This window comes from Bradyrhizobium sp. AS23.2 (assembly GCF_001908185.1).
GTDB lineage: Bacteria > Pseudomonadota > Alphaproteobacteria > Rhizobiales > Xanthobacteraceae > Bradyrhizobium.
The window spans coordinates 1-15267 of record NZ_LGHM01000031.1 but is presented as its reverse complement, the minus strand read 5'-3'; the positions used below and the strand labels follow the sequence as shown (position 1 = coordinate 15267).

Here is a 15267-nt window from a genome sequence, read left to right as displayed (position 1 = left end):
GCATGAGCTTACTTCGGCAGCCAGATGGAGATGGTGGCGTTGCCCCTGGATGCCTCGCCCACTCTGCTGTAGCGCTCGTGAAGCGTGCTTTCGACCTGCTCTGCATTGGGCTTGCCGAGATACTGCGCGAGCATGTCACCGAGGGGGGGCTGTTCCTGCAGGACGACCGCCGCCATCGGCCGCTTCAAATTCTCGACCAGCGCGGTCGTGTCGCGAAATCCGCGCCTCTGCAAAGCGCGCCGTGCCTTTGCTTGCGTTTTGGGATCGAGACCGTCCAGAGGCTCGCGCAGGTTGGGAAACAGGCTGACGCTGTAAGGTTCAACGAACCGCCCCGCGAGCCAGACGGCTTGCACGGGCTGATATTTGCCTGAGAGCACGAGGATGCGGCCGTCCGGGAGCAGCGGCTTGAGCGATTGCGCGAGCGACTGCACGCTGACGATCGGGTTCGACCACCAATCGGGGATCAGCATTCCGAGCCTGGTCTTCGAAGCGGCGTAGAAGTTTGCGGCCAGGACGAACAGGATCAGTCCTGTTCTTGCGTTCGAAACAGGAATCCTCACGCTGAGCGTCACGAGAAAGAGAGAGGCGGGAATGGCCGCAAACGGCAGGAAGTAGTTCGCGTAGGCCATCAGGCAGGGCGGGCAATAGCTCTGAGAGCCGAAGAGGTGCACGAGCGTCATGACGCCGAAATACAGCGTGCAGAAGCCCGAAAGCGGCAGGCGGCGGAAGTACAGCAGGCTGAGCAATCCGCCCGGAATGGCGGGCAGAAGCAGCGCCGGATAAAGCTGCAGGAAGTAGTGGTTCACGACGTCACGAACGGCAGCCCAACTGAACTGCAGGTCCGTCGGCGAACGCGTGAGCGTCAGCACGTCGTGCATCTCGGTGCCGACGTCGGTAAAGCGCCACAAAATTTGAGAGAGGCCGGGCAGGAACGTCAGCGTTTCGAGCAGGCCGCGCCCGAAAATCACGATGCTGAAGGCAAGACACGCGCCCGCGAGCAACCCAGCTCCGGCCAGCGTGGCGAGGGCCCGTTTCGGCGCGTCACCTCTGACCAGCAGATGTAGTGCCGCAAACATCGGCAGCGTGATCACCAGATTGAGCCTGATCAAGACAAGCGCAGCGGCAAGCAAGCCCATCATTGCCGTCTGCAGCAGCGGGTGGAGCGGCTTGGTTTCGGTGACAACCAGAAACGATACCAGCGTCAGCAGGGTGACGATCGCGTAAGGAGTCGCGGTCGACATGTAAGCGACGACCATCGGATTTGCGGCATAGATGAGCACCGCGAGTGCGGCGGCCATGGGGTCGCGGAGGCATCGATCGGCGGCCGAGCGAAGGAGGACGAGCGTGCACAGGGAGAGCAGGAGGGACAGAAGGCGTCCTGTCAGGTGCCCTTGACCGAAGAGCCATTGGGTCGCTCCCAGCACGTAAAAATAGAGCGGCGGATAGGCGGTCGCGTCGTCAAGCGAATAGGGTTGAACTCGACCGCTGAAATATTCGGCTGACTTGATCAGATAGAGACCTTCGTCGAGCCAGCTGTCGACATGGCTGATCATGTAGACGGCCTGGATCAGCCAGATGGCCACGGCAGCCATGAACAGCCGATCGGCTGGATCCGCAATCGAAAGGCGAATCCGCGGGGAGCGCTCGACCATCGTTGCTGCGCTAGACGATGACATGGCACACGCGCGTGTCGTTCATTCTTCCGGTGACGTCACTGTTCGTCGGATTGCTCACGCCGCAGCTGGCGCGCATTGGTTGCAGGGTTGCCGCATGTTTCGAATTTACCTTTAGTTGTCAAGCCTTAAGGCTGGAGATGGGCATCCTATCGCAGTCTTGACGCAGGCCTTACGATGTCGATCATGGAACTAGCGTCAAAGGGCGTGGGCATCCGAAATAAGAGGCTTGCTTCACGAAGTCGGAGAAGTCTAAGGTCCGCCCGCCTCACAGATTTTCCCGAAGTTTTTCTGCTTTTTCGAGATGCGATGCCGTCCCCCGTTTCAAAATATCTGAGCTTTCTCCGAGATCCCGTTGATCTCGGCCTCCTGAGCATCGAGGGAGACCACTTGCGCGGCGTGACGTCCGGACTGCGCTACGGCTTCGTGGGCAACGTTGCGGACTTGCGTCCGGATGCAGGAACGACGGCCGTCATTCCGGACACCATCCATAATCGCGTTCGGGACCATTACGACGAGGCACCCTGCAACAACTACATGGAGCTGGACAACCTTCCGTTGGGACGCTGGCTTCGGGACTCCAAATACGATTACCTTTTCGAACGGGCCGACACGGTCATCGAAGTCGGCTGTGGAAAGGGGGCCATCGTTCAGGCGTTCAAGGAGCACCGCGGCATAACGCCGTTCGGGATTGACTTAGCCTTTGGTTCGATTCGGCAGATCCAGCGATCGCCGCTCAACGCGGACGGCGTTCTCGGGTCGAACCTCAGGCTTCCTGTCGCCGACGAAGTCGCCGACATCGTCATCTCGCATGGGGTGACGCATCACACGCCCGATCCGCTGCGCTGCTTCATGGAGCTCGTCCGCATTCTCAAGCCCGGCGGCAAGATGCTCTATGCGGTCTACAACTGGGACAATCTCTACCGCTCCCTGTACTTTGCTCTGAGCCCGCCTCTGAAAGGAGTTCAGCATCTGTTCGGAAAGAAAGTGGGGGACAGGGTCCTGAAGTTCACTATTTTTCCGCCCTACCACCTCGCGCTGTGGGCGACGTTGGGGTGTGTGCAGGGCAAATGGAAGTTTCCCGCGATAGAACCGTCATGGGAGCAGTTCGGCGACTTCTTCCTGACGCCGATCGCTCGCTTCTATCATGCGAACGAATTGCAGACGCTCGCCGATCTGTTCGATCTCAAGATCCTTGAGCAGGAAACGGGCGGATGGCCGAAGCACGGCTTCTCGCATTTCGTCTGGTATGAGAAGCCGCTAAAGTAGTCTCTCAGCGCGGTTGGCCCGCCTTAACCGCGCGGTCGCCTCAAGACGTTGTGGATGACCTCGCGGTAACGCGCGAGCGTGGCCTCTTCGCCGTACTTTTCGGCGAGCGTCGCGGCACAGCGCCCTTTCTGCAGCGTCTCGCCGCGGTCCCGTGCCGCCCGGAGGATCGTATCGGCCAGTTGGGCGGGGTCTTCCGGTGGGACGACCCATCCGATCGCCTCTTCGCCGAGCACGAGTGCGCCTTCCGAATTTGCCTCCGAGGTGACGACGACCGGCCGGCCGACGGCGAGGATGTTGTAGAGGCGGCTCGGGATCGAGACACCGGCGATATGCCGGCGATAGGGGATGACCCAAAGATCTGCGGCCGAGAGGAATTCGACGAGTTCGTCTTCGGGCACCGGTTTCAGAATCGTGACGTTCTCAAGCCGATCCTTGGCATAGAGATCGTTGAGCGCGGTCCAGCCCACGCCCCACCCGGACAGGACGAAATGAATGTCCGTCCTGGCCCGCAACAGGCGGGCCGCTTCGAACACCGTGACGGGGTCGTGGGTGAAGCCGAGATTACCCGAGAGGCCGACGATGAATCGGGATGGATCCGGTGCGCGAAAGCGGCTGGTCGGATCGATCTCCCGGTATCCGATCGGGATCAGCGCCCAGTTCGGAATGAAGCGAAGCTGGTCCGGCACGACGCCGGGATATTTCTCGATGAGCGGTGGCACGTCGCGCCCGATCACGATGATCGCATCGAGGCGTGGGAACAGAAGCGCGTTGGCAAAGCGGATCAAGCGTACCGCGAGCGAGTCGGAGCGCACTATGCCGGCGGCCTCGAGCGCCTCGGGATAGAGGTCGTAGATCAGAAGCATGGTCTTTGCGCGCCGCAATCTCGCCGCGAGGAGCACGGTGTAGGGCAGGGTGAATGGCGTCGTGACACAGAACACGATGTCGTCCGACCTTACCCGTCGCAGAACAGAGAAGAACATCTGGCCCGCAAGCAGGCAGACGGCTGCGGCGCGTTGGACGATCGCCGACTTGCGTGGATTCCAGCTCTTGAGTTCGACAACCTCGGGCTTGCCGGGTTGACCTGCCGCGTGCGAGCCGGGCGTTGCGGAAATCACGACGACCTGGCGCTCCTGGGCCAGGCTGTCGGCGATCTTGCTGACATAGACCGCCGTCGTGGTTGCGTCGGGCGGATAGAACTGGGCCGCTATGATCAGCTTTGCGGGAGTATTCATGGGCAAGCACGATCCTCGCCAGTCAGGCGTGGGGCTGGGAAAGCCGTTTGGCCTGGCTCTCCGCCAGATAGGCTGCATAGGCGCGGCGGATGCCGGCTTCCAGCGAGGTCCTGGCGCGCCAGCCGAGCTTGGCGAGCCGGCTGATATCGAGCAGCTTGCGCGGCGTGCCATCTGGGCGCGATGTGTCGAAACGGATATCGCCGCCATAACCAACGACTTTGGCCACGACACGCGCGAATTCGGCGATGGTGATGTCCTCGCCGGTGCCGATGTTGATCAGCTCGGCACCTGAATAGGTCTTCATCAGGTGCACGCAGGCATCCGCCATGTCGTCGACATAGAGAAACTCGCGCCGCGGCGTGCCGGTGCCCCAGACCGCGACGTCCCCGGCACCCAAGAGTTTGGCCTCGTGGAAGCGGCGGATCAGCGCGGCGACGACATGGCTGTATTCGGGATGATAGTTGTCGCCGGGGCCGTAGAGATTGGTCGGCATCACGCTGATGAAATCGCTGCCATACTGGCTGCGATAGGCTTCCGCCATCTTGATGCCGGCGATCTTGGCGATCGCGTAGGGCTCGTTGGTCGGCTCGAGCGGCCCCGTCAGCATCGAATCCTCGCGGAGCGGCTGGGCTGCGAGTTTGGGATAGATGCAGGACGAGCCCAAAAACATCAGCTTCTCCGCGCCGTTCTGATGCGCGGCGTGGATCACGTTCGCGGCGATCGCGATGTTGTCGTAGATGAATTCGGCGCGCAGCGTGTTGTTGGCGACGATGCCGCCGACCTTGGCGGCGGCCAGAAAGATCACCTGCGGCCGCGTCTTCGCGAACCAGTCGAACACCGCAGCCTGGTTGCAGAGGTCGACATCGCTGCGGCTTGCCGTGATCAGCTTCACATCTTCCTGTGCGAGCCTGCGCACAAGTGCGCCGCCGACCATGCCGCGATGGCCGGCGACATAAACGGTCTTGCCCTTCAGCTCAAACCGAGTGCTTGCCATGGGCGATTTCCCGCTTGGCCTCGGCCAGATCGCTCGCCATCATCTCCTGCACGAGCTGGGCAAATGTCCGCTTCGGCTTCCAGCCAAGCTGCTCGCGCGCCTTGCTGGCATCGCCGATGAGAAGATCGACCTCGGTGGGGCGGAAATAGGTCGGATCGATGCGTACCACCGTCTTTCCGCTCTTGCGGTCGATGCCGGTCTCCTCGACGCCCTTGCCGCGCCACTCGATCTGACGGCCCACTTCAGCAAAGGACTGCTCTACCATCTCGCGGACCGAGCGGGTCTCGCCGGTCGCGAGCACGAAGTCATCGGGCTTCTCGGCCTGGAGAATCATGTGCATGCCCTCGACATAGTCCTTGGCATGCCCCCAGTCGCGCTTGGCCTCGAGATTGCCGAGATACAGCGTATCCTCAATGCCGACTTCGATGCGGGCGACGCCGCGGGTGATCTTGCGGGTCACGAAGGTTTCGCCGCGGATCGGGCTCTCGTGATTGAACAGGATGCCGTTCGAGGCAAACATGCCGTAGGCTTCGCGGTAGTTCACCGTGATCCAGTAGCCGTAAAGCTTTGCCACGCCGTAGGGCGAGCGGGGATAGAACGGCGTGGTCTCCTTCTGCGGAACCTCCTGTACGAGCCCGTACAGTTCGGAGGTAGAGGCCTGATAGAAGCGGGTGTCCTTCTCCATGCCGAGGATGCGGATGGCTTCCAGCAGCCGCAGCACGCCGATCGCATCGGCATTCGCTGTGTATTCCGGGCTTTCGAAACTGACGCCGACATGGCTCTGGGCAGCAAGATTGTAGATCTCGGTCGGCCTGATCTGCTGCACGAGCCGGATCAGATTGGTCGAGTCGGTCATGTCGCCGTAGTGCATCAGGAACGGCACGTTGCCCACATGCGGATCCTGGTAGAGATGGTCGACACGCGCGGTGTTGAAAGAGGACGAGCGCCGCTTGATGCCGTGCACGACATAGCCGAGCGACAGCAGATGTTCGGCCAAATACGCGCCGTCCTGTCCGGTCACGCCGGTGATCAGGGCGATGCGCTGTTTGGAGTTTTGAGGATTCATAGCCGTTTCCAGGCAACCAGCTTGAGATTGAAGCGGTTGCGTATCCTACTTTTCCCACGGTGTCTTCTTTTCCAGAAGTATCCGATTGTAAAGAAAATGTCCCCATGTTTTCAGAAGGTTGCGGCGGGGATGAGGCAGGCCGGCAGGACGGGCGCGGCGGGCGTGCCGGACGAATCCACCAGTTCCCGCCGTTCCGCGCCAACGAGAGGAGGCGTGGTCGTCTCAGACGCGTTTCAATGCCTCGCGCACGAAGATCGCGAGATTGCCTTCCCGGAACAGCAGCCCGTGGATGCCCGCAGCCCGCGCCGCCTCCAGGTCGCGCTCCTGATCGCCGATCAGGAAGCTCCTGTCGGCTGCGACAGGAAAGCGCTGCATCAGGTCGGTGATCATGCCCGGTCCGGGCTTGCGCCGGTGGCTGTCGCGACGATAGCGCTCGATGAGGGCCTCGGGATGGTCGGGACAATACTCGAACGCATCAATATGCGCGCCGACCGCGGCGAGTTCCTCTGCCATCCAGAGGTGGAGGGTGTGTACGTCGCTCTCCTTATAGAAGCCGCGGGCGACGCCGGACTGGTTGGTCACGACGAAGGCGAAATAGCCGGCCTCGTTCACGAGCCTGACCGCCTCGCGCGCGCCGTCCATCCACTTGAACTTGGCGGCCTCGAAGAGGTAGCCCGCGTCTTGATTAAGGACGCCGTCGCGGTCGAAGAAGACGGCCGGGCGCGTTGATGTCGTCGTCATAGGGTGCCGCAAGAGGTGTTTGCGGCCCTTGTTCACCGTTCCGCCAGCGGCTTGTCAAGGATGTCGCAAAACGCGCGGCCGGGACCGCGCCTACCTTTCATCTGCGATCACCTTGCCGTCGTTCGGCAGCGCGCCCGGGCTGACCAGCTCGACATTGCCGCCGAGTTTCGTCACCGCGCGCAAGCTGGCGGCGATCTTCTCCCGTAGTGCATCGCTCGCAGCTGCGGTTTCCGCTCTCAGCGTCATCGCGTCGGCCTCGCCCTGGCGCGTGACGACGAGGCGCAATCGTCCGAGTGCGGAGTGGCGCTTGCCGATCTCCGCGATCTGCTCTGGGCGGACGAACATGCCCTTGACCTTGGTGGTCTGGTCGGCGCGGCCCATCCAGCCCTTGATGCGCATGTTGGTGCGCCCGCATGGGCTCGTGCCCGGCAGCGCCGCGGTGAGGTCGCCGAGCGCCAGCCGGATCCAGGGATGGTGCGGGTCGAGCGAGGTCACCACGATCTCACCGACGTCGCCCGGCGCAACGGGATCGCCGGTGCCGGGCCTGACGATCTCCATGATCAGGTCCTCGTTCACGACCATGCCGTCGCGCGCCTCGGTCTCGAAGGCGATGAGACCGAGATCGGCGGTGCCGAAGGCCTGGTAGGCGTCGATGCCGCGCGCCTTGATCTCGGCCTGGAGCGAGGGCGGGAAGGCGGCGCCCGAGACCAGCGCGCGCTTGATCGAGGAGACGTCGCGGCCCCCCGCCCGCTGCGGCATCGAGCAGGATCTTCAAAAAGTCCGGCGTGCCGCTATAGCCGACCGGCCGGTAGGCCTCGATCAGTTCGAACTGCTGTTCGGTATTGCCGGGGCCGGCCGGGATCACCGCGCAGCCGAGCGCGCGCGCCGACGCGTCGAAGATGAAGCCGCCGGGGGTGAGGTGGTAGCTGAATGTGTTGAGCACGATGTCATCGGGGCGGAACCCGGCCGCGAACAGCGCCCGCGCGCCGCGCCAGGGATCGGCCTGCCGCCCCTCCGGCTCGAAGATCGGGCCGGGAGAGGTGAAGAGGCGGGCGAACGAGCCGGGGGGCCGCCGCTACGAAGCCGCCGAAGGGCGCTGAGGCCTTGTGCAGGGCGGGCAGTTCCGACTTGCGCAGCACCGGCAGGCCCGCCAGCGCCGCCCTGGAGCTCACTGAAGCGGGATCCAGGCCCTTGAGCCGCTCGGCATAGGCGGGGGGCGGCCATCGCGCCGCGCAGCACGTCCGGTAGGCGGGAGAACAGATCGGCCTCGCGCGCGGCTTGCTCGCGCGTCTCGCGGGCGTCGTAATGGGCGGTCATGGCGGGTCTTTCCGGGTTGGCATCCGTTGCACGCCGCCGCCGGCATGGGTATCAGACGGCCATTGGCGAGGCTTGAAGAGGACGCGATGGCGGACGAGGGAATGATTGCGGCGGACGTCGTCGCGCGCCTGAAGCGCCGCATGATCGAGGAGGCGCTGCCGTTGTGGTCCACCGTCGGCTGGGACCACGCTGCGGGCGGCTTCATCGACCGGCTGCACCGCGACGGCACGGCTGATACGGCCGCGCCGCGGCGCGTGTTCGTGCAGGCCCGCCAGATCTGGTGCTACGCCAAGGCGGCGCAGATGGGCTGGTATCCCGAGGGGCGCGCCATCGCGCTGAAGGGGCTGGAGCATCTGCTGGCATGCGCGAAGGCGCCCGACGGCCGGCCCGGCTATGTGCACAGGTTGACGCCGGACGGCGCGGTGCTGGACGGGCGGCGCGATGCCTACGACCACGCCTTCATCCTGTTTGCGCTGGCGACCGTCTATGCGCTCGACCAGGACGCGCAAATTCGCGCTGAGATCGACGCGCTGCTCGCCTTTCTCGACGGTCATCTGCGTTCGCCACATGGCGGCGTCCATGAAGGCCTTCCGGTCTCGCTGCCGCGGCGGCAGAACCCGCAGATGCATCTGTTCGAGGCGATGATCGCGTGTTTCGACGCGACCCACGATCTGTCGTTCCAGAACCGTGCCGGCGAGTTCTTCGCGCTCTTCCTGGCCAATCTCTACGACAAGCAGAAGCGCATCCTGACGGAGTATTTCGAGGAGGACTGGTCGAAGATCGAGCCGGTCAGCATCGAGCCCGGGCACCAGGCGGAGTGGGTCTGGCTCCTGAAGGGATTTGAACGCATCACGGGCTGCCCGACCGGACAGCGGCGCGCCGAATTGCTGGCGACCGCGCTGCGTTATCGCGACGAGGCCACCGGCTGCCTCGTCGACGAGGGCGATGCTGCAGGCAACATCCGCCGCAGCTCGCGACGGCTGTGGCCGCAGACCGAGATGGCGAAGGCGTGGATCGCGCAGGCCGAGTCCGGCGAGGCGGGCGCGGCGGATGAGGCGCGCGCGGCGCTGGTGCGACTCGAACGGCATTATCTCAGCCATCCTGTGAAGGGCGGCTGGTACGACCAGTTCGATCGCGACGGCAAATCGCTGGTCGACACCATTCCTGCGTCGTCGTTCTATCATGTTCTCTGCGCAGTCACGGAGGCGGAGCAGGTGCTGGAATAAGACTCTTTTGTTTTGACGCGTTTTCTTCACGCGAACCGGTCTCCACTTCGCTCGAAAACGCTATGTCTAAAGCCAGCGCTTGCGCCGCTTGAAGCTCTTGAGGTTCTTGAAGCTCTTGCGCTGGTCGCCGGCGCCGCCGAGGTAGAACTCCTTGACGTCCTCGTTGTCGCGCAATTCGTCCGCGGTGCCGTCGAGCACGACCTTGCCCTGCTCCATGATGTAGCCGTGACTCGCCACCGACAGTGCGGCGCGCGCGTTCTGCTCGACCAGGAGGATGGTGACGCCGAGGTCGCGGTTGATCTTCTGGATGATCGCGAACACCTCTTTCACCAGCAGCGGCGACAGGCCCATCGACGGCTCGTCCATCAGGATCATCTTCGGGCGCGCCATCAGCGCACGGCCGATCGCGAGCATCTGCTGCTCGCCGCCGGAGAGGTAGCCGGCAAGGCCGGTGCGCTCCTTCAGGCGCGGGAAATAGTTGAAGACCATGTCGAGATCGGCATCGACCTCGCGGTCCCTGCGGGTGAAGGCGCCGAGCTTGAGGTTCTCCAGCGAGGTCATGTCGGCGACGATGCGCCGGCCCTCCATCACCTGGAAGATGCCGCGGCGGACGATCTTGTCGGGATCGATGCCGGCGATAGGGGAGCCTTCGAACAGGATCTCGCCGCGCGTGACCTCGCCGTCCTCGGTCTTGAGCAGCCCCGAGATCGCCTTCAGCGTCGTCGACTTGCCGGCGCCGTTGGCGCCAAGCAGCGCCACGATCGCGCCCTTGGGCACGTCGAGGCTCAGGCCGCGGAGCACCAGGATGACGTCGTCATAGACGACCTCGATGTTGCGCACGCTGAGCAGCGCGGCGGGCGCCACGGCGGTCGGCTTGGAGCGAGATGCTTCAAGGGTGTCGGTCATGCGTGTGCTGCCAATTTGCTACGCTCGTCATGCCCGGGCTTGTCCCGGGCATCCACGTACTTTGTGCCGAGTGGTTGGACGTGGATGGCCGGGACAAGCCCGGCCATGACGTCTGAGATTGCGCTCACCAACCCAGCAATTCCGCCTTGCGCGGCAGCTCGATGGTCTTGACCTTCTCGAGCTTGATCGTGCCCTTGGCCATGAGGTCGTTGAGTTCGCCGTCGGTCGCGCCGGAGACCTTGGTGCGATAGAGGTCGACCTTCAGCGTGCCGCGGTGGTCCTTGTCGGTCCAGGTCGAGGGATTGCAGACGCCTTCCATGCCGGCCGGCACCCAGTCCTTCTTCTGGTAAAAGCCCTTCCGGACGTTCTCGCCGGTCGCGCCGCCGTTCTTGGTGGCCCAGTCGAGCGCTTCCTTCATGTAGAGCGCCGAGCAGACGGCCGCGATGTAGTGAACGGGACGATAAACCTTGCCGGTCGGGTCGGAGATCTTCGAGATTTCCATCACCGTCTTTATGCCGGGCGCGTCGCCGCCCCAGCTCACCGCGGTGCGCAGCGGGAAGATCACGCCGTCGGCGGCATCGCCCGCGGTCTTGGCCGCGTTCTCGTCCATGCCCCAGACGTTGCCGAGGAACTGCACGTCGGCACCGGCGGTCTTGCAGGCCTTCATCACCGAGATGTTGGAAGCCGCGGTGTTGCCGAGATAGGCGTAGTTGGCGCCCGATGACTTCAGGCTCAGGCACTGCGCGCTGTAGTCGCCTGGTGAGAGTGCGAACACCAGGGGCGGCAGCACTTCGAAGCCGAGCTCCTGCGCCATGGCCTCGCCCGCCGCCTTCGGTGCGTTCGGATAGGGATGGTTGGCGCCCATGTGAACGAATTTCGGCTTGCCGGCCTTGCCCTTGGCCTTCCAGTCTTCGGCTGCCCACATCAGCATTGCGCGCAGCGAGTCCGAATAGCTCGGACCGTAGAAGAAATTGTAGGGCGCGGGCTTGGCCTTGCCGCTGACGCCTTCGGGATCGGTGAGGGCCGCGGCGTAGGAACCGGAGAGGTCGGGGATCTTGTCCTGGGCGAGGAAGCCGGTCAGCGCTTCGGTGTCCGCGGTGCCCCAGCCCATGATCGCCGCTACCTTGGAGTCCGGCGCCGACCACTTCTTGTAGAGCGCGATCGCGCGCGGCACCTGGTAGCCGTAGTCGTTGGTGTCGACATTGACCTGCTTGCCGCCGATGCCGCCGTTCTTGTTGACCCAGGCGAAGGTATCGGCGACGGCCTGGCCGTAGGGCGTTCCGACGTCGGAGGTGCCGCCCGAATAATCGGCGAGGTGCCCGATCGCGATCTGCGCCTGCGCGCTCGCCGAGAATGCGGCGACCGCGAGCGCGAGCGATGCGGTGCTCAAAAGGGACTTCATCTTCATGGGTCTGTTCCTCCTGTTATTGTTTAAGTGAAGTTGCCGCGCTCAATGCGAGAACGGGTAGAGTTTCCAGTAGGCCTTGATCTGCCGCCAGCGATGCGCGAGCCCATCGGGTTCGAACATCAGGAACGCGATGATGATCACCCCGATTGCGATCTCGCGCAGGAAGGTGATGTTGGTGTTGAGCGACAGCGCCTTGTCGATCGCGCCGCCCTTCAGATACAGGCTGATGAATTCCATCGATTCCGGCAGCAGCACCACGAAGGCGGTGCCCATCAGCGTGCCCATGATCGAGCCTGTGCCGCCGATGATGATCATGGCCAGGAACAGGATCGAGCGTTCGATGCCGAATCCTTCCTGGGATACCACGAGCTGGTAATGCGCATAGAGCGCGCCGGCGATGCCGGCGAAGAAGGCGGCAAGGCCAAACGACAGCGTGCGGTATTTGGTGAGGTTGATACCCATGATCTCGGCCGAGAGATAATGGTCGCGGATCGCCACCAGCGCGCGGCCGTCGCGGGTGCGCATCAGATTGGTGACGAGGAGGTAGCTGAGCAGCACATAGGCCAGCACCACGTAGAAATACTGCTTATCGCCGCGCAGCGTGTAGCCGAAGATCGAGAACGGTTCGGCACTCGCGGGCACCGAGCCGCCGGAGAACCATTCGGCGCGGGAGAAGAAGTCGAGCAGAATGTATTGCGCGGCCAGCGTCGCGATGACGAGATAGAGCCCTTTCAGCCGCGCCGCCGGAATGCCAAAGATCAGCCCGACCAGTGCGGTGACGACGCCCGCGAGCGGGATCGCGAAGAACACCGGGATCGGCGCGTTGTTGGAGATATAGGCCGAGGTGAAGGCGCCGAGCAGGAAGAAGGCGGCGTGACCGATCGAGATCTGGCCGGTGAAGCCGACCAGAATGTTCAAGCCGAGCGCCGCGATCGAGAAGATGCCGATCTGGATCAGGATGCTGAGCCAGTAACCGCCAAGGAATTGCGGCACGAGGCAGAGCAGCAGCACACCGGCGATCGCGAAGTTGCGGCTGGTCGTGGTCGGGAAGATGGTGGTGTCGGCCGCATAGGAGGTGCGGAAATCACCAGCAGGGATGAGGGCAGGGCCGGCCATGGGTCAGATCCGCTCGATGTCGTGGGTGCCGAACAGGCCGTAGGGCTTGATCATCAGCACGATGATGAGGACGTAGAACGGTGCGATCTCGTAGAGATTGCCCCAGTGCAGGTACTGGCTGTCGACGTATTGCGCGATGTTCTCGAGCAGGCCGATGATGATGCCGCCGAGCACGGCGCCGCCGACGGAATCGAGGCCGCCGAGGATCGCGGCCGGGAACACCTTGATGCCGTAGGCGGCCAGGCCCGAGGACACGCCGTTGACGACCGCTACCACGACGCCCGCGACCGCCGATACCGTCGCCGAGATCGCCCAGGCCATCGCGAACACGCTTTTCACGGAGATGCCGAGCGACTGCGCCACCTGCTGGTTGAACGCGGTGGCGCGCATCGCAAGGCCGTACTTTGAGGCGCGGAAGAACCAGGCCATGCCGATCATCATCGCGACCGACACCACGAGGCTCATGACATAGACGGTCTGGATCTGAAGGCCGAACAGGCTCACCGACTGGCTCTCGAACACGCGCGGGAACGGCTGCGGGTTGACGCCGAACATCCACTTCAGCGTGGCCTGCAACACGGTGGAGAGGCCGATCGTCACCATGATCACCGAGATGATGGGCTCGCCGATCATCGGCCGCAGGATCAGGACCTGGATCGCGATGCCGAACACGAACATGAACACCAGCGTCATCGGCATGCCGATCCAGAACGGCACCTGGTATTTAGCCAGCAGCGCCCAGCATACCCAGGCACCGACCAGCAGCAGCTCGCCTTGCGCGAAATTGACGACCTGCGTCGCCTTGTAGATCAGCACGAACGACATCGCGACGACGCCATAGAGCGTGCCGACCACGAGACCGTTGACCAGGAGCTGGATGAGGAAGGCGGTGTTCATGTTATGCTATCCTTCGCCTCTCCCCGCTTGCGGGGAGAGGCCGACGCGCGGAACGCGCGGCGGGTGAGGGGGAGTTTCCGTATGCGAGGTGCCGAAGAGTCCAAGACTGGGCGCGCAAGAAGCTTGCGAGCCGCGTTGACGGATGCAGAAGGGACGCTCTGGTATCGCCTGCGTGCCCGCAGGTTGAACGGCTATAAGTTTGTCCGGCAAGAGCCAATCGGGCCGTACACCGTCGACTTCATTTGCCGCGAATGCCGCCTCATCATTGAAGTGGACGGTGGGCAACATGCCAACAATCCGCGCGACGCCGTGCGCGACAAGTGGCTCACCGATCGCAACTATCGAATCCTGCGCTTCTGGAACAACGACGTGGCGAGCAACTTGGCTGGCGTTCTCGAAAGGATTGTCACCGCCCTTGCGGAGGCTCCCCCTCACCCGGATCGCTGACGCGCTCCGGCCTCTCCCCGCAAGCGGGGAGAGGCGAAGGGCAGCAGCGTGCGCGTCGGTAGATAGCCTCACTCCGCTGCCTCCGCCATGTGCCCATGCCCGCCCAGATCCACGACCCGCAGCGTCGTCCGTACGCGCTGCGTGGTGCCGTCCTGGAAGCGGATCACAGTGTCGACGGGGATGTCGGTGTCGCCGCGGTAGATCGCGTCGATGATGCCTTCGTATTTCTCGTTGATGACGCCGCGGCGCACCTTTCGGGTGCGGGTGAGCTCGCCGTCGTCGGCATCCAGCTCCTTGTAGAGCAGCAGGAAGCGCGAGATGCGCTGCGCCTGCGGCAGCGTGGCGTTGACGGTCTCGACCTCTTTCTGGAGCAGCGTGTAGACCTCGGGCCGCGAGGCAAGGTCGCTGTAGGTGGTGAAGGAGAGGCGGTTCTTCTCCGCCCATTTCGAGATGATGGAGTAGCGGATGCAGATCATCGCCGCGAGCGCGTCGCGGCCGGCGCCGAGCACCACGGCTTCGGCGATATAGGGCGAGAACTTCAGCTTGTTCTCGATGAACTGCGGCGAGAAGCGCTCGCCGCGCGAGGTCTCGGCGAGGTCCTTGATGCGGTCGATGACGACAAGCTGGCGGTTCGCGTTGAAATAGCCGGCATCGCCCGACAGCATCCAGCCGTCCTTGATGTCGGCGACGCTGGCCTCCGGATTCTTGTAATAGCCGAGGAACATGTTGGGATGCCGCACCACGATCTCGCCGACTCCGTGGACGTCGGCATTGTCGATGCGTATCTCGACGCTGTCGGCCATCGGCACGCCTGTCGTGTCAGGGTCGACCTTGCCCTCGGGATGCAGCGTGTAGGCCCCTAACAGTTCCGTCTGGCCGTAGAGGGTCCGCAGCGGCACGCCCATGGCCTGGAAGAACTTGAAGGTGTCGGGGCCCAGCGCGGCGCCGCCGGTCGCGGCCGAGCGCAGGCGGGTG

At 63.6% G+C, this 15267-nt stretch carries 13 protein-coding genes and 1 pseudogene; 3 read left to right on the top strand and 11 right to left on the bottom strand.

Annotation, left to right across the window (positions count from 1 at the left end; genetic code table 11):
- Positions 1 to 8: 8 nt before the first annotated feature.
- The gene (locus AC630_RS06455; protein WP_167561145.1) at positions 9 to 1592 is read right to left on the bottom strand and encodes a glycosyltransferase family protein; all 1584 of its coding nucleotides are present in this window, start codon (positions 1590 to 1592) and stop codon (positions 9 to 11) included.
- A gap of 480 nt (positions 1593 to 2072) precedes the next feature.
- Between AC630_RS06455 and AC630_RS06450 the strand changes: the two genes are divergently transcribed.
- Positions 2073 to 2942, top strand: a complete 870-nt coding sequence (locus tag AC630_RS06450) for a class I SAM-dependent methyltransferase (protein ID WP_245330283.1) — start codon at positions 2073 to 2075, stop codon at positions 2940 to 2942.
- Between the two features lie 23 nt (positions 2943 to 2965).
- On the opposite strand, the gene AC630_RS06445 is transcribed toward AC630_RS06450, so the two are convergent.
- The 5 genes and pseudogenes from AC630_RS06445 to AC630_RS06425 all read right to left on the bottom strand — a co-directional run bounded on the left by AC630_RS06445 (position 2966) and on the right by AC630_RS06425 (position 8292).
- Positions 2966 to 4174, bottom strand: coding sequence for a glycosyltransferase family 4 protein (locus AC630_RS06445; RefSeq protein ID WP_074117679.1), 1209 nt, complete (start codon positions 4172 to 4174; stop codon positions 2966 to 2968).
- 22 nt (positions 4175 to 4196) lie between these two features.
- Complete coding sequence (fcl, locus tag AC630_RS06440; RefSeq protein WP_074117678.1) at positions 4197 to 5168, bottom strand: GDP-L-fucose synthase; 972 nt, start codon at positions 5166 to 5168, stop codon at positions 4197 to 4199.
- Positions 5149 to 6234: a GDP-mannose 4,6-dehydratase gene (gene gmd / locus AC630_RS06435; RefSeq protein WP_074117677.1), complete on the bottom strand. Its 1086-nt coding sequence runs from the start codon at positions 6232 to 6234 to the stop codon at positions 5149 to 5151. The genes fcl and gmd overlap by 20 nt, the downstream gene beginning before the upstream one ends.
- Positions 6235 to 6456: 222 nt before the next feature.
- The gene (locus tag AC630_RS06430; protein ID WP_349538078.1) at positions 6457 to 7011 is read right to left on the bottom strand and encodes a D-glycero-alpha-D-manno-heptose-1,7-bisphosphate 7-phosphatase; all 555 of its coding nucleotides are present in this window, start codon (positions 7009 to 7011) and stop codon (positions 6457 to 6459) included.
- Positions 7012 to 7065: 54 nt separating this feature from the next.
- Positions 7066 to 8292, bottom strand: a pseudogene (locus tag AC630_RS06425) (phenylacetate--CoA ligase family protein).
- A gap of 86 nt (positions 8293 to 8378) precedes the next feature.
- On the opposite strand from AC630_RS06425, the gene AC630_RS06420 reads away from it, so the two are divergent.
- Entirely contained in the window at positions 8379 to 9518 is a 1140-nt protein-coding gene (locus AC630_RS06420) for an AGE family epimerase/isomerase (RefSeq protein ID WP_074117675.1), read from the top strand.
- A 66-nt stretch (positions 9519 to 9584) separates the two neighbouring features.
- Here AC630_RS06420 and AC630_RS06415 read toward each other — a convergent pair whose 3' ends face one another.
- The 4 genes from AC630_RS06415 to AC630_RS06400 all read right to left on the bottom strand — a co-directional run bounded on the left by AC630_RS06415 (position 9585) and on the right by AC630_RS06400 (position 13845).
- The gene (locus AC630_RS06415) at positions 9585 to 10424 is read right to left on the bottom strand and encodes an ABC transporter ATP-binding protein (protein WP_074117674.1); all 840 of its coding nucleotides are present in this window, start codon (positions 10422 to 10424) and stop codon (positions 9585 to 9587) included.
- A 124-nt stretch (positions 10425 to 10548) separates the two neighbouring features.
- Positions 10549 to 11832 (bottom strand): ABC transporter substrate-binding protein, encoded by a 1284-nt coding sequence (locus AC630_RS06410; RefSeq protein WP_074117673.1) that lies wholly within the window; start codon positions 11830 to 11832, stop codon positions 10549 to 10551.
- A 42-nt stretch (positions 11833 to 11874) separates the two neighbouring features.
- Positions 11875 to 12948, bottom strand: coding sequence for a branched-chain amino acid ABC transporter permease (locus AC630_RS06405; protein WP_074117672.1), 1074 nt, complete (start codon positions 12946 to 12948; stop codon positions 11875 to 11877).
- Positions 12949 to 12951: 3 nt separating this feature from the next.
- Positions 12952 to 13845, bottom strand: coding sequence for a branched-chain amino acid ABC transporter permease (locus tag AC630_RS06400; RefSeq protein WP_074117671.1), 894 nt, complete (start codon positions 13843 to 13845; stop codon positions 12952 to 12954).
- Positions 13846 to 13926: 81 nt separating this feature from the next.
- On the opposite strand from AC630_RS06400, the gene AC630_RS06395 reads away from it, so the two are divergent.
- Complete coding sequence (locus AC630_RS06395) at positions 13927 to 14292, top strand: endonuclease domain-containing protein (RefSeq protein WP_074117670.1); 366 nt, start codon at positions 13927 to 13929, stop codon at positions 14290 to 14292.
- A 68-nt stretch (positions 14293 to 14360) separates the two neighbouring features.
- Here the strand turns inward: AC630_RS06395 and AC630_RS06390 are convergent.
- Positions 14361 to 15267, bottom strand: a 907-nt coding sequence (locus AC630_RS06390) for an AMP-binding protein (RefSeq protein WP_143197858.1), incomplete at its 5' end; no start/stop codon positions are given.

Coding starts and splice junctions, on each gene's coding strand:
- AC630_RS06415 (WP_074117674.1), bottom strand. CDS start 10,424: ATGACCGACACCCTTGAAGCATCTCGCTCCAAGCCGACCGCCGTGGCG.
- AC630_RS06420 (WP_074117675.1), top strand. CDS start 8,379: ATGGCGGACGAGGGAATGATTGCGGCGGACGTCGTCGCGCGCCTGAAG.
- AC630_RS06405 (WP_074117672.1), bottom strand. CDS start 12,948: ATGGCCGGCCCTGCCCTCATCCCTGCTGGTGATTTCCGCACCTCCTAT.
- gmd (WP_074117677.1), bottom strand. CDS start 6,234: ATGAATCCTCAAAACTCCAAACAGCGCATCGCCCTGATCACCGGCGTG.
- fcl (WP_074117678.1), bottom strand. CDS start 5,168: ATGGCAAGCACTCGGTTTGAGCTGAAGGGCAAGACCGTTTATGTCGCC.
- AC630_RS06445 (WP_074117679.1), bottom strand. CDS start 4,174: ATGAATACTCCCGCAAAGCTGATCATAGCGGCCCAGTTCTATCCGCCC.
- AC630_RS06395 (WP_074117670.1), top strand. CDS start 13,927: ATGCGAGGTGCCGAAGAGTCCAAGACTGGGCGCGCAAGAAGCTTGCGA.
- AC630_RS06400 (WP_074117671.1), bottom strand. CDS start 13,845: ATGAACACCGCCTTCCTCATCCAGCTCCTGGTCAACGGTCTCGTGGTC.
- AC630_RS06455 (WP_167561145.1), bottom strand. CDS start 1,592: ATGGCTGCCGTGGCCATCTGGCTGATCCAGGCCGTCTACATGATCAGC.
- AC630_RS06410 (WP_074117673.1), bottom strand. CDS start 11,832: ATGAAGATGAAGTCCCTTTTGAGCACCGCATCGCTCGCGCTCGCGGTC.